This is a genomic window from Haematospirillum jordaniae (assembly GCF_001611975.1).
GTDB classification, from domain to species: Bacteria; Pseudomonadota; Alphaproteobacteria; order Rhodospirillales; family Rhodospirillaceae; genus Haematospirillum; species Haematospirillum jordaniae.
In genome coordinates this window covers 168,667-192,177 of record NZ_CP014527.1, presented here as the reverse complement: position 1 = coordinate 192,177, position 23,511 = coordinate 168,667, and the positions used below count along the sequence as shown (strand labels likewise).

18 protein-coding genes and 3 pseudogenes are annotated in these 23,511 nt (G+C 55.5%); 12 read left to right on the top strand and 9 right to left on the bottom strand.

Annotated elements, in window-relative coordinates:
* Positions 1 to 242: 242 nt before the first annotated feature.
* From AY555_RS10925 to AY555_RS11670, 3 genes are all read left to right on the top strand, one after another.
* Positions 243 to 1,385 carry a glycosyltransferase gene (locus AY555_RS10925; RefSeq protein WP_167798492.1) on the top strand — a complete coding sequence of 381 codons (1,143 nt, stop codon included), beginning with the start codon at positions 243 to 245 and terminating at the stop codon, positions 1,383 to 1,385.
* 231 nt (positions 1,386 to 1,616) lie between these two features.
* On the top strand, positions 1,617 to 3,569 hold the full coding sequence (gene asnB / locus AY555_RS10920) for an asparagine synthase (glutamine-hydrolyzing) (RefSeq protein WP_066137248.1): 1,953 nt from the start codon (positions 1,617 to 1,619) through the stop codon (positions 3,567 to 3,569).
* 50 nt (positions 3,570 to 3,619) lie between these two features.
* Positions 3,620 to 4,063 carry a glycosyltransferase gene (locus AY555_RS11670; RefSeq protein WP_082812172.1) on the top strand — a complete coding sequence of 148 codons (444 nt, stop codon included), beginning with the start codon at positions 3,620 to 3,622 and terminating at the stop codon, positions 4,061 to 4,063.
* Between the two features lie 6 nt (positions 4,064 to 4,069).
* On the opposite strand, the pseudogene AY555_RS11665 reads toward AY555_RS11670, so the two are convergent.
* The 7 genes and pseudogenes from AY555_RS11665 to AY555_RS11660 all read right to left on the bottom strand — a co-directional run.
* Positions 4,070 to 4,571: pseudogene (locus tag AY555_RS11665) on the bottom strand (transposase).
* Between the two features lie 80 nt (positions 4,572 to 4,651).
* A pseudogene (locus tag AY555_RS10915) lies at positions 4,652 to 5,074 on the bottom strand (abortive infection family protein); the annotation flags it as partial.
* Positions 5,007 to 5,444: a hypothetical protein gene (locus AY555_RS11890; RefSeq protein WP_066137244.1), complete on the bottom strand. Its 438-nt coding sequence runs from the start codon at positions 5,442 to 5,444 to the stop codon at positions 5,007 to 5,009. The gene AY555_RS11890 and the pseudogene AY555_RS10915, both read right to left, overlap by 68 nt.
* Before the next feature lie 26 nt (positions 5,445 to 5,470).
* Positions 5,471 to 8,065, bottom strand: a complete 2,595-nt coding sequence (locus AY555_RS10905; protein WP_066137243.1) for a DEAD/DEAH box helicase — start codon at positions 8,063 to 8,065, stop codon at positions 5,471 to 5,473.
* A 3-nt stretch (positions 8,066 to 8,068) separates the two neighbouring features.
* Entirely contained in the window at positions 8,069 to 10,198 is a 2,130-nt protein-coding gene (locus AY555_RS10900) for a site-specific DNA-methyltransferase (protein ID WP_066137241.1), read from the bottom strand.
* Positions 10,199 to 10,249: 51 nt separating this feature from the next.
* A complete protein-coding gene (locus AY555_RS12365; RefSeq protein ID WP_407646308.1) occupies positions 10,250 to 10,387 on the bottom strand; it encodes a ribbon-helix-helix domain-containing protein in 138 nt (45 codons plus the stop codon).
* A gap of 226 nt (positions 10,388 to 10,613) precedes the next feature.
* A pseudogene (locus tag AY555_RS11660) lies at positions 10,614 to 10,778 on the bottom strand (recombinase family protein); the annotation flags it as partial.
* Between the two features lie 792 nt (positions 10,779 to 11,570).
* Here AY555_RS11660 and AY555_RS10885 point away from each other — a divergent pair.
* The 9 genes from AY555_RS10885 (at position 11,571) to AY555_RS10850 (ending at position 22,277) form a co-directional block, all read left to right on the top strand.
* Positions 11,571 to 11,855, top strand: coding sequence for a thermonuclease family protein (locus AY555_RS10885; RefSeq protein ID WP_066137235.1), 285 nt, complete (start codon positions 11,571 to 11,573; stop codon positions 11,853 to 11,855).
* Between the two features lie 882 nt (positions 11,856 to 12,737).
* Positions 12,738 to 13,457, top strand: coding sequence for a hypothetical protein (locus AY555_RS10880; RefSeq protein ID WP_066137234.1), 720 nt, complete (start codon positions 12,738 to 12,740; stop codon positions 13,455 to 13,457).
* A gap of 108 nt (positions 13,458 to 13,565) precedes the next feature.
* On the top strand, positions 13,566 to 14,486 hold the full coding sequence (locus AY555_RS10875) for a hypothetical protein (protein ID WP_066137232.1): 921 nt from the start codon (positions 13,566 to 13,568) through the stop codon (positions 14,484 to 14,486).
* Positions 14,487 to 14,542: 56 nt separating this feature from the next.
* Positions 14,543 to 14,671, top strand: coding sequence for a hypothetical protein (locus tag AY555_RS12295; RefSeq protein ID WP_280649114.1), 129 nt, complete (start codon positions 14,543 to 14,545; stop codon positions 14,669 to 14,671).
* Positions 14,672 to 14,682: 11 nt separating this feature from the next.
* A complete protein-coding gene (locus tag AY555_RS10870; protein WP_156483419.1) occupies positions 14,683 to 15,495 on the top strand; it encodes a hypothetical protein in 813 nt (270 codons plus the stop codon).
* Between the two features lie 223 nt (positions 15,496 to 15,718).
* Positions 15,719 to 19,525, top strand: a complete 3,807-nt coding sequence (locus tag AY555_RS12290) for a calcium-binding protein (protein WP_066137229.1) — start codon at positions 15,719 to 15,721, stop codon at positions 19,523 to 19,525.
* Positions 19,431 to 20,771, top strand: a complete 1,341-nt coding sequence (locus tag AY555_RS10860) for a hypothetical protein (protein WP_156483418.1) — start codon at positions 19,431 to 19,433, stop codon at positions 20,769 to 20,771. The genes AY555_RS12290 and AY555_RS10860 overlap by 95 nt, the downstream gene beginning before the upstream one ends.
* A 397-nt stretch (positions 20,772 to 21,168) precedes the next feature.
* Complete coding sequence (locus tag AY555_RS10855) at positions 21,169 to 21,573, top strand: hypothetical protein (protein WP_066137225.1); 405 nt, start codon at positions 21,169 to 21,171, stop codon at positions 21,571 to 21,573.
* Complete coding sequence (locus AY555_RS10850; RefSeq protein ID WP_082812168.1) at positions 21,573 to 22,277, top strand: phage major capsid protein; 705 nt, start codon at positions 21,573 to 21,575, stop codon at positions 22,275 to 22,277. The genes AY555_RS10855 and AY555_RS10850 overlap by 1 nt, the downstream gene beginning before the upstream one ends.
* 58 nt (positions 22,278 to 22,335) lie before the next feature.
* Here the strand turns inward: AY555_RS10850 and AY555_RS10845 are convergent, their stop codons facing one another.
* Together AY555_RS10845 and AY555_RS10840 are read right to left on the bottom strand one after the other, a co-directional pair.
* Positions 22,336 to 22,839 carry a GNAT family N-acetyltransferase gene (locus AY555_RS10845; protein WP_066137223.1) on the bottom strand — a complete coding sequence of 168 codons (504 nt, stop codon included), beginning with the start codon at positions 22,837 to 22,839 and terminating at the stop codon, positions 22,336 to 22,338.
* A complete protein-coding gene (locus tag AY555_RS10840; protein ID WP_066137221.1) occupies positions 22,840 to 23,142 on the bottom strand; it encodes a type II toxin -antitoxin system TacA 1-like antitoxin in 303 nt (100 codons plus the stop codon). It lies immediately after the preceding gene.
* Positions 23,143 to 23,511 lie beyond the last annotated feature (369 nt).

Here is a 23,511-nt window from a genome sequence, read left to right as displayed (position 1 = left end):
TGGCACGGCAGCATGTGTTTGGGCATACCGTCTGCTAGTTTTTATATTACTAAAATTTTCATAAGCAATGTCACGTGACGGAACCCTGAAAAGCCAGTATTCACTGGGTTCTTTGAGATACTGCACGGACACAACTAGCGAGAAGGTCAGTAAGTCAAGCGAAGTTAGCAGGAAGAGTTCGGAGTGATTGCATAGTGATGTTGTCGAGATCGGAATCTGGATGTCGGGAATCTGTCCGCATCATGTACGTCATAGGCTCACTGTCTGTGGGAGGGGCGGAGCGTCATGTCGTCGCCATTGCCGCCGGTTTACGCCGGCGTGGGTGGCATACCAGCGTATTTGCCTTGTCGCGCAGCGGCCCCCTGTTGGCAACACTAGATGCCGAAGGGGTTGCGGTAGTTGGTCCTCCGATGGGAGGGCTTCCGGAAAGGTTGCTTGGCAAGCGCATTTCGGCGTGGCTGCGACACGTGCAGGGCGCGGTGTTGCTGATGTGGACTCTGCTGTGGCATAGAAAGACGGTGGTGCATTTCTTTCTCCCCGCGGCATATATCGTGGGAGGAATCGCAGCGTGCCTGGTCGGAGCTCGCCCACGCATTATGAGCCGGCGCAGCCTTAACCGCTACCAGCTCAAGCGTCCCCATTACCGCAGGGTGGAGCGCCTCCTGCATTCACGGATGGATTTTCTGGTGGGCAATTCGCTGGCCGTGATCCGTGAGTTGGAAGCCGAGTCGCAGGGCAAGGCGCCGGTCCGGCTAATCTACAACGGCATCGATGCGCAGTGGGCTCAGGGAGCGGATGGCGGACGGATAAGGCTCGAGTTGGGCCTAGATGCGTCGGCGCTGGTCTTCGTGATCGTCGCCAACCTGATTCCCTACAAGGGGCATTCGGACTTACTGCACGCGCTTGCCGCTATCCACCAGCAGTTGCCCGACAGTTGGTGTTTGCTGTGTGTCGGCCGCGACGATGGCATATTGCCAATTTTGCAGGATCAGGCGCAAACCTTGGGTATCGCCGCCAACGTGCGGTGGCTGGGGGCGCGCATGGATATCAACGACTGTCTCGCTGCGGCCAATGTTGCGGTATCCGCTTCACATGAGGAAGGTTTTTCCAATGCTGTGCTGGAGGCCATGCTTGCAGGGCTTCCCATGGTCGTCACCAACGTGGGGGGCAACTCCGAGGCGGTGGTTGACGGCGTCACGGGTTACGTTGTGCCTCCTCATGCTCCGCAAGATTTGGGCGCGGCCCTGCTGAAGCTAGCCGGGGATGCTGGTAGGGGCGAAATGGGGAAGATGGGTCGGCAACGCGTGATCGAGCAGTTTTCGATGAAAGCCTGCTTGGATGGGTACGAGGCGCTCTATGAAGAATTCAGAAGCATGCGTGCGTGACCACTATCCTTGGAGCCCGGTATCAAGGGCGTGAATGAAATAAACAGGAGGCATAAAAATGTAAAGCGAGAATGCTGCTTGCGCAGTAACGCAGTCCGTATCTGAGGGATCAAACCCAGTCGCGGAGATTCTGAATGCTTCGTTGCTCGACAGCAGCCGAACTCGGGACGGCAAGCGCTGTTTCGAGCCAGTGGTTGATAGAGACATTTTTTGATGGAAGTGTGATTCCTTATGTGCGGAATATTCGGTATTCTCGCGTCGGATGACTCCGCCAGTGAGCTTTCTCATATGCAGAATATGGGAAACGCGATTCTTCATCGCGGTCCAGACGATCATGGCTATTGGAGCGCGCCCGACAAGGGGATTGCCCTGGGTCACAGGCGATTATCGATCCTTGATCTCTCGCCTGCGGGACACCAGCCAATGCTTTCGGCATGCGGCCGCTACGTCATTGCTTTCAACGGCGAGGTCTACAATTACCGCACGATCCGGAAGGAGCTTGAGTCAACACCTTACTTTGTCGATATGGTGCACGGGTGGCGCGGCCATTCGGACACAGAGGTGATCCTTGCTGCGATAGGTTGCTGGGGTTTTACCGCAACGCTGGATCGCTTGGTTGGTATGTTTGCGATTGCCCTATGGGATCAGCAGGAGCAGGCATTGTACCTAGCGCGAGACCGTATTGGCGAGAAGCCGCTTTACTATGGTCGCATGGGGGGCACTTTTCTTTTCGGATCGGAACTGAAGGCACTGCGTGCACATCCGGCATGGCGGGCGGATATTGACAGAGGCGCGCTATGCCTCTTGCTACGGCACAACTATATTCCCGCACCTTATTCCATTTACCAGGGGGTACACAAATTGCCGCCCGGCAAGTATCTGCGGGTCAAAAGGAGCAGGGATGCTCGCGTCGGAACCTATTGGACGCTGCCGGATGTAGTCGGCCGTGCGAAGACGCATATGTTCGAGGGCAGCGATGAAGATGCGGTCGATGCGCTGGAGGCGCGCTTGCGCGAAGCGATCAGCGGGCAGATGGTGGCTGATGTTCCGTTGGGAGCCTTTCTGTCGGGAGGAATAGACTCGTCGACGGTGGTTGCTCTGATGCAGGCGCAAAGCAGCCGGCCCGTCAGCACGTTCTCCATCGGGTTCCACGAAGAAGGGTATGACGAGGCGAAGCATGCCAGACGGGTGGCGGAGCATCTTGGCACGGACCACACCGAGCTTTACGTTACGCCCAAACAGGCGCTCGATGTGATTCCCCTGCTGCCGGAGCTCTACGACGAGCCGTTCTCGGACTCCTCGCAGATTCCGACATTCCTAGTCTCGCAACTGGCGAAAAAACATGTAACCGTTAGCCTGTCGGGTGATGGAGGAGATGAGCTCTTCGGTGGCTATAACCGCTATTTCGTCGCGGGTGATGCATGGCAAAAAACTAGCCGCATCCCCCTGCCACTGAGAAGCGCACTAGGGAATGGAATCAAAATCTTAAGTCCGAAGGTCTGGTCTGCGCTGGCCAGTATCGCGACCCCGTTCCTGCCGGGACGTTATCAGCATATGAATGCGGGCGACAAGTTGCACAAGATCGCAAAAATCCTGAGCTTGCAAGGACAGGACGCTGCCTACAAGCAATTGGTCTCTCATTGGCCGGATCCAGCTGCCGTGGTTCTCCTTGGGTATGAGCCACCTACCGTGCTGACCGATCCGCCGGGGGGGCTGGCGCAGAAGAACTTCGTTGAGCGCATGATGCTACTGGATTCCATCAGCTATTTGCCGGATGATATTCTGGTCAAGGTGGATCGTGCGGCGATGGGTGTGAGTTTGGAAACACGCGTGCCCATGCTGGACCATCGGGTAGTTGAATTTGCTTGGTCGCTGCCGTTCAATATGAAGGTGCGAAACGGTGATGCTAAGTGGTTGCTCAAACAGGTCCTATACCGTCATGTACCCCGGCAGATGCTGGAGCGGCCGAAAATGGGGTTCGGGGTGCCGATCGACAATTGGCTACGTGGCCCCCTGCGTCATTGGGCCGAGGACCTGCTCGATCCGGTGCAGATGAAGTCGGAAGGATTTTTTGATCCGCTTCCAATTCAGGAAAAATGGCAACAGCACCTTTCAGGTGGTCAGAACTGGCAGTATCTGCTTTGGGATGTACTGATGTTTCAGGCGTGGTTGAGAAAACAATAGCCCATTGAATACCGATTTCGAAAGTCATAGGGACTCACCAAAGTCTGTGATTGTTCTTTTTGTCGTTAACTCCCCCTGATTTTTTTCTATCTCATCGGCTGCACTTGGCGGTTGCGGCACGGGCTACGGGTATCACGGTTCACATAGCTACAGGTTTAGGCCCGGCATGCAAGGAGGTCGCCGACTTGGGATTTCAGCACCACCTTTTGCCAATTTCCCGTAGTGGACGCAACCCGTTTGCCGAACTAAGAACCTTGTGGGGACTTTATCGGCTGATGCGAACGATAAGGCCTAACCTTGTTCACTTGGTAACCATCAAGCCCGTCCTGTATGGTGGTTTGATGGCAAGACTGGCAGGTGTTCCTGCAATGGTGGCCGCTATAACCGGGTTGGGTACGGTTTTTATTGATCGCAAACGGGATCGATTCTGGATGCGCCGTGGTGCTGAGTGGCTTTATCGACTCGCATTAGGGCATTCGAATGCTAGGCTCTAGGCTCAATCATATCCAGAATGCGACGAGGGTTGCGAGAGCGACGGCAGAGAGGAAGTTTCTGGCGCGTTTGTCGTAGCGGGTCGCGACACGGCGGAAGTCCTTGATGCGACAGAAGGCGTTTTCGATCAGGTGGCGGTCTCGGTATCGCCGCGCGATGGACCGATGCCCTGCGCTTTCGCCCCCCTTTTTCGCCGTGGGCGGAGCACTGCGCTTTCACATAGGTGCTCTCGATCGCGGTGCTCCTGGTCACAGCGCCCGATGTCGCCAAGGCGTCGAGCAGGCCCACCCGGAAGCACCTGCGAGACCAACGGTTGAAGCGATTGTAGAGCGTCGTCGAAGGGCCATAATCCGGCGGGCAATCGCACCATCGGCATCCCGTCTTCAGGACATGGATGATCCCGGAGATCACGCGCCGGTCATCAACACGCAGCGCACCCGGTTGGTTCCCGGGCAAATGCGGCTTTATCGCCGCCCATTGGGCGTCCGAAAGCCAAAACAGGTGGGCCATTCATACCCTCCAACCTCCCGATTGAAGGGTATGAATCTGATTTGCAGCCCACGATCAATATCCTGATTGGGTTTGGAGCCTAATCTCGCAATACGCGCATCAACGCGCGCGTAGCCCCTCTCCCTACCATGAGCATCGCCCGCGTGTGTTCGCAGGGCTCCAACACCTTGGATGACAGTTGCAAGCCCGCCCAAGGTCATTCTGACATCTGCGGCGATTTGTGGGTCCAAATCGGACAGGTCGGGGCTCAATGCCAAGGGTTGTTTAACCGCATTGAAAAGCCCGGAAACGTCCTTCTTCGCCGGAAGCGGCTGTCTCAACTCGATCAAGATCGAGCGGCACACGCTTTCTATTGTCGAACAAGCCGCCGTAATTGCGTCCTCTGGATCGGAGTCGATGCTGCCCAAGGCGCGTTCAAGATCGAGCTTCACTGTGTCAAAGCTGATGGTCTCCGCAACGCCTGAGAGCGTTGCGATGACTGGTGTGGAGTGACCCGCGACCACCAGTTCGGACCTTGGTGCCCTGCTGCTGAAGCTCAAAACCGTCATAGCGCAGCGCGTTGTTCAGATATTCGAGGACAGCGGTATGCCGTGGAGGGTTGTGGGCAAAATCTCGGGGGTCGGCAGCGGCCTCAATGACCCTCGGGAAAACCGCTGAAGGCTCGAAGCCCCGATTGATATCCAGAAAGCAATCGACCAATGACGGCACGCGGGAACCGCTCACGCGAAAATCAACGTTGCAGGCGCGCATGAATTTTTCAATTTTGGGGCCGCTGCGATAGATTCCAATTGGCGGCGTCGGGTCGTTCCCACCGCCGCCGCTGATGACTTCAGCTATGGCGTCAATGCTCTGCGGCGAAAGCGGAAAAGGCACCGCGTCCCCCTGCAAACTGGTAATAGCTACATGACGTAATCATGCGCCACCTCGCTATCGTAAACCTCCTTCACCGTCGCTGCGGATTTAATCGCCGCTCGGGCTGAAGTCTCCGTCAGGTCGATAGTGCGAAAGGTCCCTCCAACTTCGGCGATAACCTCGATGCGCCGGTATGTGCCCGCGTTAGTTTCAGCGTACTCCGCCAAGCCCTTCAGCTTCGGAAGAGCGTCACCAAACTGAATGCCGTGGGGATCGACGATATCAGCGACCACCGTGCCGTCGTCCAGCTGCGCAAAGAAGATGAAATCTGGCCGAACTATTTTTATGTCGCCGCCTTCTTCATAGGTTACGCCCAACGAATCCTGACTTGCACGGGCTGGGTTTCGATACCAGGCGACCGTACCGGCTCGCTCCAACTCGGCCTTGACGACCTTGCCTTCCCATGAATTGAAGTCGCCGTGGAAAAGGCCATCCTCATCGCAAAGCATGTGCCTTTCGAAGCGTGGTAGCGGCTCTTCGGTGCCGTCGGCCTTGCGCGCCGTGGTCATCTGAAGCCAAGTGTTGGGCCGTGCAAGATCGACATCCAACGGATCAGCGCTCATTTCCCGAATTTGGCGATAGACGTCTTGACGTTCATCGGAAAGGTTCTTGATTTGAACCCGGTAATTGGTCAACCACTGGTTTGACAGCTTCTCCGCAGCCGTCTCAAGATCGTCCTTCAGATCAGGGACAAGCCCAAGCGCCGCAATCGCGGTATGAGCCTCGATCAGCGCTTCCTCGGGATCGTCATCCTCTTCGGCTTTGCTGGCAAGGTGTTCACTGTAGGTCGTGGCAAGGTCAGGGCTGATAACCCGCGCCGCGCGTTTGTATGCGTCTTCGATGACGGCGTAGTCGGCAGCTTCGACAAAATCGTCGAAGGTCATTTCCTTGGTTTCTACATCCGCCTTCACCGTCTTCCCTTCAACGGTCATCACTGAGTCGCGGGCTTTCTTGATTTCTTCGGCATACCGGACTTGTGCGCCGTCCAGAACCTTGTGCAATTCGGCATGAGCTTTCTTGCCGGCGTCCGCGAGGAGGCCGTCAACAGCCAGTTCGTGAGCAAGCGCCGTTAGCCGTTTGACCGGGCGAGCCTGCCGCTTCGGCAAGGTTTGCGACGGCAAGGAAAGCAGCTTTTGCCAAACGTTCTCAGAGATTGCCGGATTGGGCTTCATCTCGCGCGGATTGATCAGCACCCGCCGACCGGGCAGTTCCTCGCCAGCTTCGCCGCCTGACATGAGCGCGGCGACAACGGCCTCAACCGATTTCTTGTCAAAATGAGGGAGAAGGCAATCGACCGCGTTCAGCCGGTCGTTACCGGGGATACGCCGTGCCAGTGGCGTGCGCACCATTCGACCGAGAAGCTGGGTGATGTGGGTCTTGTCCGTTGCCGCCCGGAAGGAAACCATGACTTCCGCACGCGGGCAGTCCCAGCCTGTGCTGATAGCGTCCTTGGCAATCAGAATGCGTACCCAATCGGATTCCTGAACTCGTTCCGGTGCGATGTAGGGGGCCATATGTCGGCCAAAGGTCTCGGTTTTGTGTTCACCGAAAACGTTGGCGATAGAGTCGTGCTGAAGCTCTGGCCATTGCTCGAAGATCGTGTCGAGCCATAGGCCGATTTCGTTGTGGTCCGGGGAGTTTGGAACCTGCAACACCATGAGGGGCAGAACGGTATCGGCGTCATCCTGCTGCTTGGCGTACTCCGCCCAGGCGTTCGAGATATCACTCAGCTTGGCCGTGCCGCGACGCAGAAGCACGGTTGAAAAATCGCCGGTCTCGTCGGGCACATCGAGGTTGATCGTGTCTTTCAGAAGGCCCGAATCCTGCACCTTCTTTGCATCGACAATCACGTTGGGCAGGGTGCTACGGTCCTGCATACCGGAAACGGCATCGTTGAATCGTTGAACGGTTGCGGATATACCCCAGACGATCGGGATACCGGGCACTGCACCCGAACCGTTGATGAGCTGCTTGACGATTGTCGGTTTGCCGTCGCCGTTGGACCGACCACCCCCTTTCATACCTCGATGGGCTTCATCGAGGATCAGGTACAGGGTTAGGTTGGGATCTTCGATGGTGTTCTGGATCGTATCCCAGATCGTATGCGACCGCATGTCCGGCATAATGCGTTGGCCGTCTGCCGTTTCCAGCGTGGGGTCGTTGGGATCGTGCCCGCGCACCAGAAGGCTGTTCTTGGACAGTTTCTGCGTGTTCAGGAAGTAGATTTTGCCGGGCCGGAATTTCTCTCCAGCGAAACTGTTCCCGACGCTGACCAGATCGGAGATGGTGAGCTTGTCGGACGCTTCCTGAAGCCGCCAGCGGGATTGCTCGTTCAGAGACGGGTCATCGCTGAACCAGATCACCACAGCACCTGGATCAGCCTCGAAGTCGAAATCGTCGTTACCATAGAAAAGGGATTCAAAGACTGCTGCCGCCATGACGGTCTTGCCCGCGCCGGTCGTCGCAGTCAGCGAGAAAGCGTGCTTGTCACGGTCTTCATGCCAGCGTTTGCGGGCTTTCTTCAGCCGGTCCAGAACCTCTTTGACGGCATCGTCCTGATAATCCTTCAGCGTAAACTTCATGACTCAGCGCCCCATCGAGAATCGGAAATTGCTCAGATACGACTCGTAGAGTCGTACCGGCTCGACGGCATCGGGCAAATGGCGCGTGACCGCCTGGAAGCGCCGGTCGTCATCTGTCACGATATAGGCAATCCGAATGGTGCCCTTGGCCTCCACCGCTTTGCAAAAGGCGCTTGCCTTGTCCAAGTCTGTCAGCAGGCCGTAGGTATCTGCTACCTCCCACCCGTCGGCTGGAATTGCGTCGATCCGCCTGCCCTCACTGCCCGCCCGCATCCACAGGAGCGGCGCAATACGCGCGAACGCGCGATTGTGGCTGACCGCCACCGGCGTTTCATAGGTCAGGGTGAAGAACTCGGCGTTTTCCTGGAAGCCCTCGGCCATGGGGAATTCGTCCGTGAACGCATAGTCTCCCTCTATTTTTCTTCCTTCAGGCGTGTGCCCGGTTATCGCTGCTCGAATGCGGGGCTTGGTGATGTAGTCGCAAATGCCCCATTTCTCCCAGTCGGGATCGCCCGGACGCAGGCCAGACTTGCGCAGCGATGTCTGTTCGCCAGCAGCCACTTCGTTGTTGGTTATAGAAATACACTGGCGACGGCCTCCATCCTGCCGGTTTAGCCGCATGACCGCATGGGCCGTCGTCCCGGAACCAGAGAAAAAGTCGAGAATTGTCGCGTTTGGTTTGCTTTTAATTAGAAAACGTAGGCAGTCTTCAACCGCGTATAATGATTTTGGAAACGGAAATGTTCTCCTCGGTATGAGTGAACGGATCATCAGTGCCCCATTGACCGATGCGTCATGAGACTTGATGTTCCATTGGGTGCCGGGAACAACAGTAGGGATATATTCTGTATCTTGAACTTCTAATGAACCATCATCACGATGCCCCTTAATCTTAAATACACCGCTCTCGACCTTTTTTACTTCACCGCGTGAAATGTATTGAATCGTAGTTTGATCACCTCTTGCGCGACCTAACCTGATATAGCCTTTCTCAATAAGTTCCCTGATCCCATCTGCCGAGACACGCCACCGACCTTCTGTGCCATCTGCACGGATTGGCCAGCGAACGATGACGTTGCTTGGGTGCTCGATAGTGTGCCTATCTACTCCCAAACCTATTGGCTTACCAACTGAAACGAATTTCCGAGCGTCAGAAGTCAAATAGATCGGGAAAAACAAATTAGGACTGTCTTCGCGACGTGCACCAGGACCTGTTCGCATAAGTTCATTCCAGTAAAGTCCCATTCTTCTTGTGTTTCCTCTACCAGACATCCATTCTTTTTCTAGCTGCAATGCCTCGACAATAGATGAGCCTAATTTTACGAAATATAGATATTCGTCAGTTCTTGAAAATGAGCCCGGTCGCGATGACCCGGCTTGATTAATAACCGAGCTTACCATTTGAATATCTGCCTCGGGAAACGTCTGCTCAAGAAGCAAACCAAGCCTGAGGTATTCTTTTTCATCGATTGTAACGATTAATACAGAGTTGGATGGGTTCAAAAGCTCCTTCGCAACATTTAACCTCCGCTCCATAAATGCTAGCCACTTGGAATGCCTGTACAGGTCTTCTGCCTCAACGTAATCGTTGTTGTATTTCCAGTCTTTTGCGCCGGTATTGTAGGGTGGGTCAATGTAGATCGCGTCGATCTTTCCGCGATGCGTGAAGGTCAGGGCTTCAAGTGCATGGAAGTTCTCGCCATTGATCACGGTATGAAAGGGCTTGTCCCCGCCGCGTTCGACCTTTCCCGTGCTGACAAGGCCGGGGTAGATGTAGTCTCGAAACTCCGCGACCACCACGAGGTCGGCAGCGGGCACCTCTTGCGTGTCCGGCTCTTCCGCGCCGATCAGTTCGACAACGGCCTGGCGCTCCGCGCCCTTCCCGGACAGGCTCCGTACCCGCCAAAGACGCTGGTCGCCTTTCTTCGTTTCACCGCGCGGCGGCAGAACGCGCACCTTGTCACCCTTGCGCACGGGACGGCCCGGCAACTCGACGCTCTCCGGACGGTGCCGCTCGAAATTAAGGCCGAATGAGCGGCGGGCGGACAGGACCTTGAATTCCCGCTCCAACTCCTGCCCAAAGCTTGGGTCCTTGGCTTTTGCCTGCGCAATCAGATCAGTGAGGCGTGACACGAATAATTCCTCTTCCGGCAAGAAAATCGGTACGGGGTGTGGCGGCGGGGATCATGTGTCTTGGCCTTCTTTCCCAAAACTTCCAGCGAGCCTGAGGGGCAGCTCAGGATGTGCTCCATGTTCTTGGACGAACCGGTGGATGGCCTGACGAATGACCCAAGACAGGGAAACATCGCTTTTCTCGGCGATGGCTGTCAGGGCGGCGTAGTCCCCGTCATCGAGGTTCACCGTCAGTCTGGTGGTCTTGTTTCGGTGCTCGGACATTTCGGCTCCATGGAATCTGCCCAAGGGGTACAGCGCTTTGCACCGAACATCAACAAAGTGATGCAGTTCTCATCGCATACTTCTGGAGTAAGCGGATTCCACTGGATTGGCTCATGACGTGGACGGTAAGCCTACACGACTTCCGTCCCTACTCTGTTTTGGTGAGGGCACGGCGACGGCCAAGTTGGCGGCCCTGTTCACGGGCATGGGCAAGGCCAGCGCGGGTACGCTCCCGTATCAACTCACGCTCAAATTTAGCCAGGGTTGCGAAGATACCGAATAGCAACCGCCCTGCAGCGGTAGTGGTGTCATCCTGCACTCAGCCGGAATCTACCCCATCGAGATACACACGTGATCCGCTTGCGCAGATACTTCCCGGACACGACACGGCGCCCTTTGGGCTCTACAGCCAATGACAGCACGATGGAATGTCAAAGCGCATGAAACAGGGACACACCTCGCAAGACGGAACGGGATGACCTGTATCATTACGCACAGAGATGCAAATGAGTTTTGCGAGTGTTTGAAGGCATATTCCATGATTTTCCAAAAGTTTCTACGTCGTACCCACAGGCAGGATAGAGGAGGTGGGCCCACCTCCTGTCCTCATTCCATGAGGATGCTTATTCGCATGGTCGGGCCGTGCTCAACGCAAGCGTGAGAAACCCGACAGGGTGCCTTGCGGACAACGCTTCCCAGCCTGTTGTGCCCACACGTTCAGGCAACGGCCTTGCGTTTTTCAGGCCGGACGTCTGCCGGATCCAGAGGCGTTCCGGTGGTGTTGAATGGCAATCGTCCAAGCATGCAGGGAACGGCAGAAAAATGCAGAGATTTGACAGGTCCTCACGATGCATGGAAAGCAAGGCAACGGTTGGCATAGGGGCATCCTCTGCACTGCAGAAAGCAAGCCATCTTTAAGCCGCAAGCGTGGCGGGGGGTGTAGTGGATGTCTTTGCCGGAAGTGGCAGCCTCGCCGAGGCCGTGATCAGTACCTAGCGGCGGGCTATCATCAGCGAAATCTCGGCAAGCCACATCCAGACCGTCCGCGAGCGGATTAAACAGGAAATCGGTGCGGCAGACATACCATCCACCCTGAAGCGTGTTATTGATGGTGACACCGGACGGTGAGAAGATTGTGCGCTTCAGGGGGCTGGATGCGTCCGAAATAAAAGGAAAATGCGCCGCAGAAAAACAGGCCGCCTTGCGTGCAAAGGCGGCAACGGAGCAGCTTCTGGAAAATGGAAGGATTACGCTGGAGAAACCGTCACGCGACAAATACAGGCGTGTAGCGGCTTTTGTGCTGGTTGACGGACACCCGGTCCACGAGCTGTTGGTTCGTACCGTACACGGTCGCCCGTGTACGGGCGACAAGCGGCGTGGCTGGTGTGGATAATGCCGTCTGCACGGGACACACTAGGAGAGAAAGTGGACAATAATTTCGCAGGCAAGCCGCACACAGTAAATGTATGCATATAGTCTTTCAAGGCGAGTAACGCGGGCCTCAAGGCTTGTGAGCCCTTCCACGTGATGATTGGTATGTCCACCGCCTTTTGTCTCTTTACGACGTGCGTTCATCGGAAATCCTCCGTTATTTTGTTGTGATGAGCAGACAAGCCTTCGGACTGGCATCTAGGAGCCAGGTTTTTCAGAACAGACGTGTCGGGGGGTGCCGTTCATGGCACGAAAAGAGCAGGACCATTGACCGCGCTTTTCTTCTGGTAGGATCCCTATTGAGCAAATTTGAAATCGTTCCAAATCGTCGCGCTTTAAATCCGTTCAGGAACAGGGCGTTAGCAGCTTATTGCGCAGAAATCTGAAATTTTCGGTTATGCACTCAGGTATGCATACGGAATCCGGCAGGGAGGTGGTCCTTGGAAATCACTCTTTCTCCTATAGGGGACGGCAATGTTAAGTCATTGAAATAAGATTGATTTTTTTAGGGCAAAAAAAGGAGGAAGATTTCTTCCTCCAAGGCCCTTTTCCTGTCCCATTATACCGGGCGTCGATCCCGATGATCTTGTATCCCCATGAACGATGAAGCGTGTCAGACGTTGGCGGATCCTGCTCGCTCACCCTACAAAACAAACTTAAAAAAATGCCTTCAAATGGCCACGCCCAACGGGCTCAAAGAGCTTTGATCGTATCTGTTCCCGTCAATATAGAAACGCCAGTACACAAATAATTACAATGTATTACCATGTATGCATGCCTTGCGATTGTCGCAAGGCGCGAGTAAGGTTCCGAGATTCACGCGTTTCCATATATGGACTGTTGCATGCGTTTCTGGGTTGGTGTTCTCCTTGGTATGTCGTGGCTGCTGTGTACCGGCATTGGTTTTGCCCGGGCAGGCGGGGCACCGGTCACAGGCCCTGCTCAATCCATCCCCTGGGCGGAAATATCCTCGGAGCGGGTGCGGAACTGGTGGGATCATAATCCACATGACCCTGACCCACTGGTCCCGGAAAGGATTGCCGGCCTGTTTGCAGATCACGCCGAACGGACCCATCCGTACGAGCGGGCGCACACGTTTTTTACCATCAATACCCTCTACACCCCTGACCCCTTTGTTTGGAGTTACACGGCGGCGTTTGCGAAACGTTTCCGCATGCCGGAACAATGGATTGACCCGGATCTTGACGGGGCCCTTGGCCTAGCCTTTCGCATGCGGGAACCGACCGTCTTCCGCTGTGGACTGAATGGCGATGAAGACAGGTGTGATACCCGCAAGATCTGTGAACTTGACCTGTATTATGACAACCGCATCGTCTTGCCGTGGAACACCCCGCACATTCGACGCGACAACCTGATGCAGGGCGTGCATTCGGGCATGTTTTTGTATGATCCGGAGTATAAATACCGCAGCCTCAATCATCATTTTTACAAACACCCCGGTCCGGATGGAGTAGCGCAGCCCGGTCCGCTGGCTTCCGGCGGTCAGTTGTATGTGAACGGTCAACCGATCAGCTCTCAGGGAGACGTGATACATTTCGACTAGGCTTTTGCCCCGGCGCTGGGGCTGATCAGCTGGGATGGTGTGTGTCCACAGGTGGCGGCTGAATCAGGTCCGGTGACTCTGCCGTTTTTTGATGCCACAGGGAAACGGATGCACCAGGTTCAGGTGCCGCAGCGCTGGCTGAAAGAGGCCTACACTCTGTGGAGGAGGGAGCACACTGTTTCGGCCCTTATGCCCAACAAACCGCTTGGGGAGCAGGATCGCCTGGGTCATCTGCTGACCACCTGGTGGAAGCGGGCGTTTGATTCCCGGCACGTATTCGACGGGCCACCCATTGATGACGAGCCTTATCAGAAGAACTTTACCTTCCGTGACGGGAAGCCGTTCCTTCGCGATACCTGGATATGGGCCTACACGCGGGAGTTTGCCGAACGCTTCCACATGCCCGAAGAGTGGATTGATCCGGATTTGAAGGGGGCGTTGGCGATCGCCTATCGCATCACCGCCCTAGGGCAACGGACGTGTGGAACCTTCCGTGTCAAGGACTTGTGCCACCCAACCCTCTATGTGCAGCGGGATATCTATTACGACACCGCAACCACGCCGATGACGTGGATTTATTCCGATGTTCGCCGTGACAACCGGATTGATTTGATGACTTCGGCCTCCATCCTCAGCGGGCCGGAGATACATGGTTTTCTTTGGGCCAGTGTCAACCTCAATCGTCGTTTTTACGATGGACGGGGGCTTAGCGATCCCAATTTCAGGGAAAGATACAAGGGGGACGGACGGCGAGGGACGGGGGTTATGCACGGTTACGTAACCCCGATATTTTTTGACCGGGATTATCGCCCATGGGTGGGGTTATTCAGCATGCTTGCTAGACATCCATCAGGAAGTCCTCGTCTTCCCCCCACATATGAAGTGGGACATCTGTACGATGCAAAAAGCGGTGTAGAAGGCGAGCGTGTGGTGCACCGTTTTGAGATTCCGCCCCGCCTGTGGGAGCGGCTGTGGCGACTGCACGCTACCAATTCTGCTGAGCATTGGGAGTGGAGTAAGCGCCGTTAGTTCAGCGTTTGTGTGTTGTTTGTATTTATTTTTAATGTCCAAGAGGGAGATACACTATGTCAGGTTCATCACTTCCCACCACCACCGGTTCCCTTTTTGAAAGAGCTGCGGAAACATCCGCTGGGCCAACATTGGCCACCGTCCAGGATGTAGCCCGTGCCGCCAGTCTGATACAGGCTGATTGAGGGCGGCGGGTATGTCTTTTTTCCGGAGACGCCTTGTTCGCTGGATCATGGTCGCGGCGCTGGTGTGGCTCGGGGTTACGCTCTTCCCGGTTGCAAAGAGAGCGGTCTGGATCTATCAAGAGATACGGGAATACAACGCCTGGGCGGAACAGTTCCAGAAGGAACGGGGCGTTGATCCGCTGCCGGTGACCTTGCGTCACAAGGGCACGCCCGCGGCCTGTTACGACCTGACCCATGGGGGGGTCCGCTACTGTTTGCCACAGCAGCGGTTGAAGGAGATCGATCTGGTGGATAATCGTCATGGAAAAACCGTGCTGTTTGTGAGTGTCAAATCCCGGATAGCCGATCCGCAAGTATACGGAAAGGGAGTCATTCGTATCACCAAAGATGTCCCCCCACAGCAGGAGAGCACCCTGACCCGCCCGGAAAAGTCGCTGGTGATACGCTTCAACAGAAACAACGGAACAGAGGACTGGGACAACCCGGCCCCGATCCGCCAGCTGGTCACAGACCCGGCCCGGCAGGACAAGTGGACACAGCTGGATACAGTGTTTTGCCGACGGCATTACGAAAACTGCTTTGCCTTGATCAAAAACCAGCGGGCGCATGCCGTGGCCGATATTGAAGACAGCACAAACCTCAAGGTCCCTCTGCCTTCAGCCTACAGGTTATCTGGCGACCTGGAATACCAGGAACCGGGGAGCAATGCCTTTTACACACTGCCCTACGGTGACAACACCGGAACCGAGGTGGATCTGGCGGCAACCATGATGGCGCTGCTGGAAGAATTCCGGGCCATTGAACGCGCCGCCATTCTTGACTGACCCGTTACAGCCTTTTCTTTTTTACTCAACAGGGGATCGTTTCATGACCAACACCACAACAAAAACCATTGCCAAGGACGTTGTTGATAGCGCCAAACAGCTGCTGGCCTAGGGCAAAACCCGCGATGCCTGGCAGGCGCTGGCTGATGGCGGGGACAACTATGCCTGGAATGCGGTTCGTATCACCGATGCAACTGGATCCAACAGCTTTACCCAGACGCTGGTGCGCAACCACTGGGACGAAACGGTCGGCAAGAACACCTACGACCAGAAGTTTGAGGCCGTGGCCAAACAGCATTGCAGCAATTATATCGAATTGATTGAGGCCGGTAATAAATACATCCTGCCCGAGTCAAGGTTTATTGAAGAGTCATACAAAAGCGCCCTTGAGAAGCATAGCGTCTCCCCCGAGGCGGCCATTGATGGCTATGTCAACACCCTGACCGGGGGTTTCGTTCCCTGGATGCGTGTGCTGGATATGTTTGATGGCGAGTGGAGCGATACACGTGACATTGATCCGTCCCGCATTAGTTCGGACATCGCCCTGGAAAGCGAAAAGGGCTGGCTGGGTGCGCTGGGAACTGTGACCAAGGTGGGGGCAACGTCAACGGCAGAATGGACGTGGGAGGAATCCCGCCCGAGTTTCGAGACGTTCGGGAAAGTTGCCCAGCTGATCGAGAAGCATCACCGTTTGACCTGGGGGCCGGATGGGTCCTCCCCGGATCCGCGCATCAGCCTGAACACCGACCCCGCTACCGGGGCGATGACGCTGACGGGTACCCGGGATGCCGGATACGGGCAGGTGAAGAGCAGTATGGTGTTTGACCGCACCGGTGTGAGTGCCCGCCATGATCTGGAGATTGATGGGACAAGCACACGCCTGTCTGATCAGGCGGTACGTGACATTGCGGCGGCCGGTGGGCCGCAGTCGGTGCTGTTTGTCAACAAGGGGCGGGCCGAGAAAGCCCTGGAAAGCTTCAGGTATGATCTTTCCGATGGCTGGGCGCGTGGGCTTGGTGATGACTTTGCGTCGCTTGACACCCAGACCATGCGGGTGGGCAGCAACGATTACCTGTTCCTGGACCGCAAGGCCACGCCGGCGGTCTCGTTCAGCGAGAGCCGTCTGCTGGGTGAGCTCTCCACGTTCCAGCTCAATGCCTATCTCAGCAATGCCAACAATATCATCGGCGGGGCCAAAAACCATATTTCGCCCTTGGTGCTTGACCTGGACGGGGATGGGGTTGAACTGACCCACGCCTATGACCGCAGCGTTTACTTTGATATCGACAACGATGGCCAGGCGGAACGGGTCGGCTGGGTCAAGGCCGATGACGGCATGCTGGCCATGGACCGTAATGAAAACGGCAACATTGATGACATCACCGAGTTGTATGGTGATGATGTCATGCCGGCCTATGACAAGCTGCGTCAGCACGATGCCAACAAGGACGGAAAGATCGATGCTCAGGATCCGGACTATGCCAAACTGCGGGTGTGGCGTGACCTGAACCAGAATGGCCTGACCGAGGCCGGCGAGCTGAAGACCCTGCCGGAAACGAATGTCCAGAGCCTGGACCTGAATGAAAAGCCCGAAGATCGCTGGCAGCACGAGAACTACATCTCGGCCTCCTCCACCTATACCAAGGTCGGGGGGCAGACCGGAACGATGGTGGACGCTCATTTCCTGAACGATAACGCCGACAGCTGGTACAAGGGCGCGCATGGAGAAAAGTTCGGGGCCGAGGTCAAGATCAACCTGGAAGCCCTTCTGCTGCCGCAATCGCGCGGCTATGGCCTGATGAAATCGATGCATCTGGCGCTGAACGACAATCCCGAATTGATGGCGATGATGCGCACCCTGGCCAGCCTGAAGCTGGACCAGCTGGGGGATGCGCCGCAACTGGTCGAGGATATTCTGCTGGAATGGGCCGGGGTACGGGGCAATGACCCGACGGCCCGTGCCGAAAGTACGGGCAGCAATATTGATGCCCGTCATGTGGACTTTATGGAGCAGTTCACCGGTGTCATGTGGCTGCAGCGCGGGCTGACTGCGGCGGTGGGTGAAAATGCCTCGGTCGGGATCAAGAAGGCATGGGGCAACATCGAGGCGGTGATGACGGCGCGCTTTCTGGTCCAGGGACCACTGGCGCACCTGTTCCCGGAGGCAAAGTATAACTTTGCGACTGATACGGTCGAACTGAATGCATCGCTGTCTTCCCTTCTGGGCCGGGCGCGCAGCCATGCCTCCTCCCTGGATGAGGACGGGGCAGAGCGTTTCTGGATAGAGATGGGGAACATCCTGATTGTCTCAAAGGGCGAGCTGGGGGTTGACGTTGACACCATCAACAACAGCATCACATCCGCCTTCGGTTACGATCTGTTTCTGGCGGAAAAGTCGGTTCTGGCTGCTGATGGGGTGATCTATACCGGCAAAGACACTACGCCCGATCATCTGAAGCTGTCGGTGCGTGTGGGGGATGCGGCAGACAACACCATCAAGGGTGGCGATCGTGGTGACCTTGTCTTTGCCGAAGGGGGCGGGGATACCATCGAAGGCCGTGGCGGGGATGACTACCTGAATGGTGGGGCCGGTCATGACCGGATATCCGGTGGTGCGGGCTTTGACCGTCTTGTCGGGGGCGATGGCGACGACGTCCTCAACGGGGACGAAGGCGGTGATCATCTGGATGGCGGTGCCGGGCGCGACATCCTGATCGGCGGGGGCGGGGATGACACACTCAAAGGTGGAGCCGGTGCTGATGACCTGGATGGCGGAGACGGTGAGGATACACTGAGCGGTTGGTCCAAGACCGGGGGAGTTTACATCAATCTGGCAACCGGGGAGGCTGCTGGCGGTGATATGCGTGGGGATACATTCCGTAACTTTGAACATATCGGCGGATCAGACTTCTCCGATACCCTGGTCGGGGATGCCAATTCCAATTTCCTGAACGGTGAACGTGGGGATGACGAGCTGTACGGTGGGGACGGCGACGATACCCTGTTCGGTTCCGATGGCCGTGACATCCTGCACGGCGAAGCCGGTGATGACACCCTCATGGGCGATAACGGGGCGGAGGTGATGATCGGGGGGAGCGGTATCGATACGGTTTCCTATGCTCATCCGTACAATACAAAAGGCGTGGTGGCTGATTTATCGATCGATCGTGGTTCGGCCGGCAGTGCTGCCGGTGACACCTACGACGGGATCGAGAACCTAACCGGAACCGTAGGCGGACATGATGTGTTGATCGGAGATGATCAGAATAATGTGCTCACTGGTCTGGGGGGAGCCGATACCCTGCGGGGAGAAGGCGGGAATGATACGCTGGTAAGTCTCTGGGGATCAGATCATCTTTATGGGGGACCTGGTTCGGACCGCTTTGTTTTTACCTCTGTGAATTCCATTACATTCCCCAGAAAGGACTTGGCCAGCCCGGATCCCGTGAAAAACAAGAGTAATGCAAATTCTTTTACATTCGAGATGAATGACAAGCACGTTTTTGTTCATGACTTTGACCTCAGTGATCCCGATGAGAAAATTGATCTCTCAAGACAAGACCTGAATGAGGTTGTTGTGCGTCAGAGTGGCACCGACACGGTGATTGAATTGGATGGTGGACGACGTCTGGTTCTGCTTGGAATTTCAGCAACGGAGCTGACCGCCGACCACATGGTTCTACCGCCCGGAGTCACGGATATTACGCGGGGTGAGCCAATCACGAGAGCAGGAGTGATGCTGACGGGAGGGGATACTGCTGACATGATGGAAGGAACATTTGGTGATGACATCCTGTCCGGTGGGGATAATAGTCATGGCTGGGATAGGCTGTATGGTGGCTTTGGTGCTGATCGTTTAAGTGGTGGTGGTGGAGACGATGTGCTGATAGGGGGACTTGGTGCAGACACCCTAGATGGAGGTGAGGGTGTAAACTATGCGTTTTATGGAATATCTCCTGAAGCAGTCACTGTTGACCTGTCTAAAGGTAAGGGGCACGGGGGGGGATGCAGAGGGAGATATTTTAATTAATATCCAAGGTCTACATGGATCTAATTTTGGAGATACTCTCAGAGGGAAAGACAGTCAGGTAAATCATCTTTATGGCAACGCCGGTAATGATACTTTGATCGGAGCCTCAAGCACAGATTATTTTAAGGGAGGTGAAGGCAGTGATACATTTATCATTGCCAAGAATTCTGATTCTGATGACCAAATCAAAGATTTTGATCCTAATGATCCGGAAGAGAAAATTGACCTGTCAGCGTTCCATGAGAGTCTCTCGACATTCGAGGATGTGCAGGCGCGTCTTTCAGTTTCAGGGAAGCCCGGTTATGGGGCCTACCTTGACTTGGGAAATGGGCAAAAGCTGGGTTTGAAGGGCGTCAAAATACAAGACTTGCAAGCATCGCATTTTTACTGGAGTCAGAACGAGTCTGAAATAAAGGCGCGCGCTCATGCTGCGAACGCTAGAAATGGTTCACAGCAAAAAGAAGAAGGTACCATACAGAAAGGTGGCGATGGAAATGACATACTGAATGGTGGCAGTGGTAAAGACATTCTTATTGGTGGCCTTGGATCGGATGACCTCCACGGAAGAGGAGGAAACGATATTATATATCTTGATGGAGACTCCTATCAAAGCATGACGATTGGTAGGAATGGAATAGTTGTAAATACAGGCATCGCAAGTGGAGGGAGTGGAGACGATACATTTATAGTGAGGGAAACAGGGGAAAATCTTATTACTGATTTTGAAGTTGGAAACCGTAACGAGAAAATTGATGTTTCTGCTCTGGGGATAAAGCAGTTCTCTGAGCTTAAGTTCTCGTCAGGAATGTCGTTGACATATGATAATGTGACGTATGTCAACATGGTTGATATCTTGCATGCGAGTACGGGAAAAAATATCGTCACCTTGCTTGTCGAAGGCTCTGATCCCATTAGCAAGATAAACCCTTACTCATTCATCTTTCAATCTCAAGGAGATGATATTTTAACGGGTACGGATGGAAATGATATTTATACCATTGATGCAGACCCTGGTAGCACCAATACCGTCATTAATTTCGAGTACTGGCGCAGTCAGGAATACATCGATCTCTCTGCGTTCCGTGGTCAGTTCTCCGATTTTCAGGATCTGCAAGGGCGCCTCTCCCAGCATGGGGATGACACGCACCTTGATCTGGGACATGACCAGACTTTGGTTCTCCAGAATATTGAGCTGACGGCTCTGCAGACCGGAGACTTTCGCTGGAGCCAGTTCGATCTGATCTAGGGTAAACGCCTCCCGACAGGGCCTGCCTGAAACAGGCCCTGTCGGCTGCTCAGTTGATAATATCAGGGCTCGGAAGCGGGACGGGCAGCCGGATCTTGTTCTGCTCCGGTGGTAGTAATCCTTTGATATATTATTGGTTTCCATTCCTGCCACCTCGTCCATCGGGGATGGGCGCAACGCGGAAAAACCGCCACAGGACTGCAGGAAAATCCTGAGAGAGAGTGATCCGATTAATCATTCTTTCTCAAGATTGGAACGGCAATGGAAAAGACAACAGAAACGGTTGAGGCCAAGGTAACGACTTCCGAGGATCCTGTTAAGGCCGAAAAGGCGCGCACGACGCGCCATCCTTAATCTCGGGCGGCAGTACAAGACCGAAGCCCTGGCTGGTCAGGCTGTGACGGGGAACCGCAGCGTCGATGAGTTCAGAGACGACCTTTTGAAGCATATTGCGTCTGGCTCCAGTCCGGCCCTTGATGTGTGGTCCATCCCGACAGTCGGGTTGACCGAGAAAGAATGTCGGTCGTTCAGCATAATCCGGGCCATGCGTGCACTGACCTATCCGGAAAACCCCGATATCCGCGAGGCAGCCTCTTTCGAGCTTGAGGTAAGCCGGGCTGCCGCGAAGGCCATGGGGAAATGGACCAGCGGAATCATAGTTCCCCATGACATTCTTGGTCTTGCACTCAACACATCAAAGGGCGGCGTTGCCCCGGGCAATATAGGCGGTTATCGGGTCGACGCGGATTACACACGCAGACACTGCGCGACCACAGCATCGCCCTGCGCTTTGGTACACTGATGCAAGGCTTGGTGGGTAATATGGAAATCCCGGTTTCGGGGATAACGGGCTACTGGCTAAAGGAAAGCCAGAATGCACCAAAGACGGTCCCTTCATACAGTTCAAAGACACTCAGGCCACGGAGAATTGGGGCTCTGATGCCGATCACACGCCGCCAGCTTATACCATCCAGCCTCGAGGCCGAGGCCCTGATTCGCACCGACCTGGCCGCTGCTATCGGTGAAACAATCGACAAGGCTGTTTTTTACGGGACAGGCGACGAAGCCCCCCGCGGACTGTCCCGCTTGGACGGGATCAATGTCGTCCGTCCGGCCACTCCCGGCAAACCCACATATGACGAGCTGGTAGAGATGGAATCCGTGATCGCTGCCGCCAATGCGGACACCCCGGAAATGGCCTATGTCCTGTCCAGCCGCGCCTGGGGCTGGTTGAAGACGGCCCAGAAATTCAAGGGAACAAATGGGGTGCCCATCTGGGAGCCGGGTGACACCGTCAATGGCTATCGCGCCGAGACGACAAATCAGATTGAGCCCAATGATATCTTTTTTGGCAATTTCTCTGACCTGATTATCGGCCTGTGGGGCGGGCTTGAAATCACGGTGGACACAGCAACAAACAGTGCGTCTGGTGGAATCCGGGTCATTGCGTTCCAGGATTGCGATTTTCTCGTCCGTCGGCCCGAATCATTCTGCCTGGCGTGCTGATTATTGTGTCCATTGAATTTCCCGTTCCAGATTCAGGCGAAATACCGTCCGGAACTCTTTATAACGGCAGTCCCCGGACGGTCGCCAGAGGCAGGAACAGCATGCGCGGCGCGTCAGGCAGCACTATGAAGCCATGGTGCTGGTAGAATGAAACGGCGGCTTCATCTTTGGCATCCACTACCAAGGCATATGCGGCTATCTCGGCACCTGCCGCGCGTGCGAGCGCGTCCGCCAGCAACGCACCACCAAGCCCCTGTCCCCTGAAAGCCTGGTCCACGGCGAGCCGCCCCATGCGAATGGCCGGTACGGTGGGATAGCGTGGCAGCTTTTTCCGGACACCGGCGGGCAGGGAGTCCAAGGCCAAGCTGGCCGCAGCAAGCGTGTAGTACCCTGCTATGCGCTGATCGTCGTCCAAGGCCACAAAACAGGCTGTCACGCGGCGTTTGATATCCTGGGTGACCTGTTCTTTCAGGTAGCGGTTGAGCGGATCAGAAACACTGTTGAACGCGGTGCGGTCGTGCTCTCGGGCCAGGACCACAAGCCGGAACGGTGTTTTCCCCATTCAGCGGGCCTTTTTCTTTGGGGCCGGGCTGCTCAAGAGCCTGCGACGGCGATCAAAGGCGCGTTCAAGAGCTGGTGAAGGCGGCGGCGGCGACAGCAGCGCCTGCGCAAAGCATTCCTGGTCGGCCCTGGAGAGCCGGATGACCTCCGCCTGCTCTATAGCCTGCTGGGCCGCAGCCTGGACGGCGGTGACAACAAAGTCTGTCATGGTCCGCCCCTGAAGCTCTGCCGCACGCTTGAGCATTGAATGCAGGTCGGCGCTGATCCGGGCTTCGAGGCGGGCTGTGGAATTGGCTGCGGGCATGGCGTATCCTCCTGCTACAGGAGTCAGACTATACGGCTATTTGCCGTACGCGTCAAGTAGGGAAGGGCCCCGGTCCCATGACAGGAGAACCATGTCCAGCGCCTGTATTTCCACACAAAATCCATATAAGCAGATACGGATCTTTTAGGTAGAAATCACATCCACGCCATGAAAGATACCGTTGCCTATGAAAGGCAGGGCTTCGTTGTCCTGTACCATTGCTGTTGTCCTTTCCTGGATACAGTGCGGGGGTGCGCAACCAGATACCCCAGCCTTCACAGCTAGCGACAACATCATGAAATGTCAATGCAGGTATGGAGAGTAAAAGCCATGTAAAGGGGAAATAGACGGTATGTATAACTGCGAACA

Coding starts and splice junctions, on each gene's coding strand:
- AY555_RS10925 (WP_167798492.1), top strand. CDS start 243: ATGTACGTCATAGGCTCACTGTCTGTGGGAGGGGCGGAGCGTCATGTC.
- asnB (WP_066137248.1), top strand. CDS start 1,617: ATGTGCGGAATATTCGGTATTCTCGCGTCGGATGACTCCGCCAGTGAG.
- AY555_RS10905 (WP_066137243.1), bottom strand. CDS start 8,065: ATGAAGTTTACGCTGAAGGATTATCAGGACGATGCCGTCAAAGAGGTT.
- AY555_RS10885 (WP_066137235.1), top strand. CDS start 11,571: ATGGTGACACCGGACGGTGAGAAGATTGTGCGCTTCAGGGGGCTGGAT.
- AY555_RS10880 (WP_066137234.1), top strand. CDS start 12,738: ATGCGTTTCTGGGTTGGTGTTCTCCTTGGTATGTCGTGGCTGCTGTGT.
- AY555_RS10875 (WP_066137232.1), top strand. CDS start 13,566: ATGCACCAGGTTCAGGTGCCGCAGCGCTGGCTGAAAGAGGCCTACACT.
- AY555_RS12295 (WP_280649114.1), top strand. CDS start 14,543: ATGTCAGGTTCATCACTTCCCACCACCACCGGTTCCCTTTTTGAAAGA.
- AY555_RS10870 (WP_156483419.1), top strand. CDS start 14,683: ATGTCTTTTTTCCGGAGACGCCTTGTTCGCTGGATCATGGTCGCGGCG.
- AY555_RS10860 (WP_156483418.1), top strand. CDS start 19,431: ATGCGTTTTATGGAATATCTCCTGAAGCAGTCACTGTTGACCTGTCTA.
- AY555_RS10850 (WP_082812168.1), top strand. CDS start 21,573: ATGCAAGGCTTGGTGGGTAATATGGAAATCCCGGTTTCGGGGATAACG.
- AY555_RS10845 (WP_066137223.1), bottom strand. CDS start 22,839: ATGGGGAAAACACCGTTCCGGCTTGTGGTCCTGGCCCGAGAGCACGAC.
- AY555_RS10840 (WP_066137221.1), bottom strand. CDS start 23,142: ATGCCCGCAGCCAATTCCACAGCCCGCCTCGAAGCCCGGATCAGCGCC.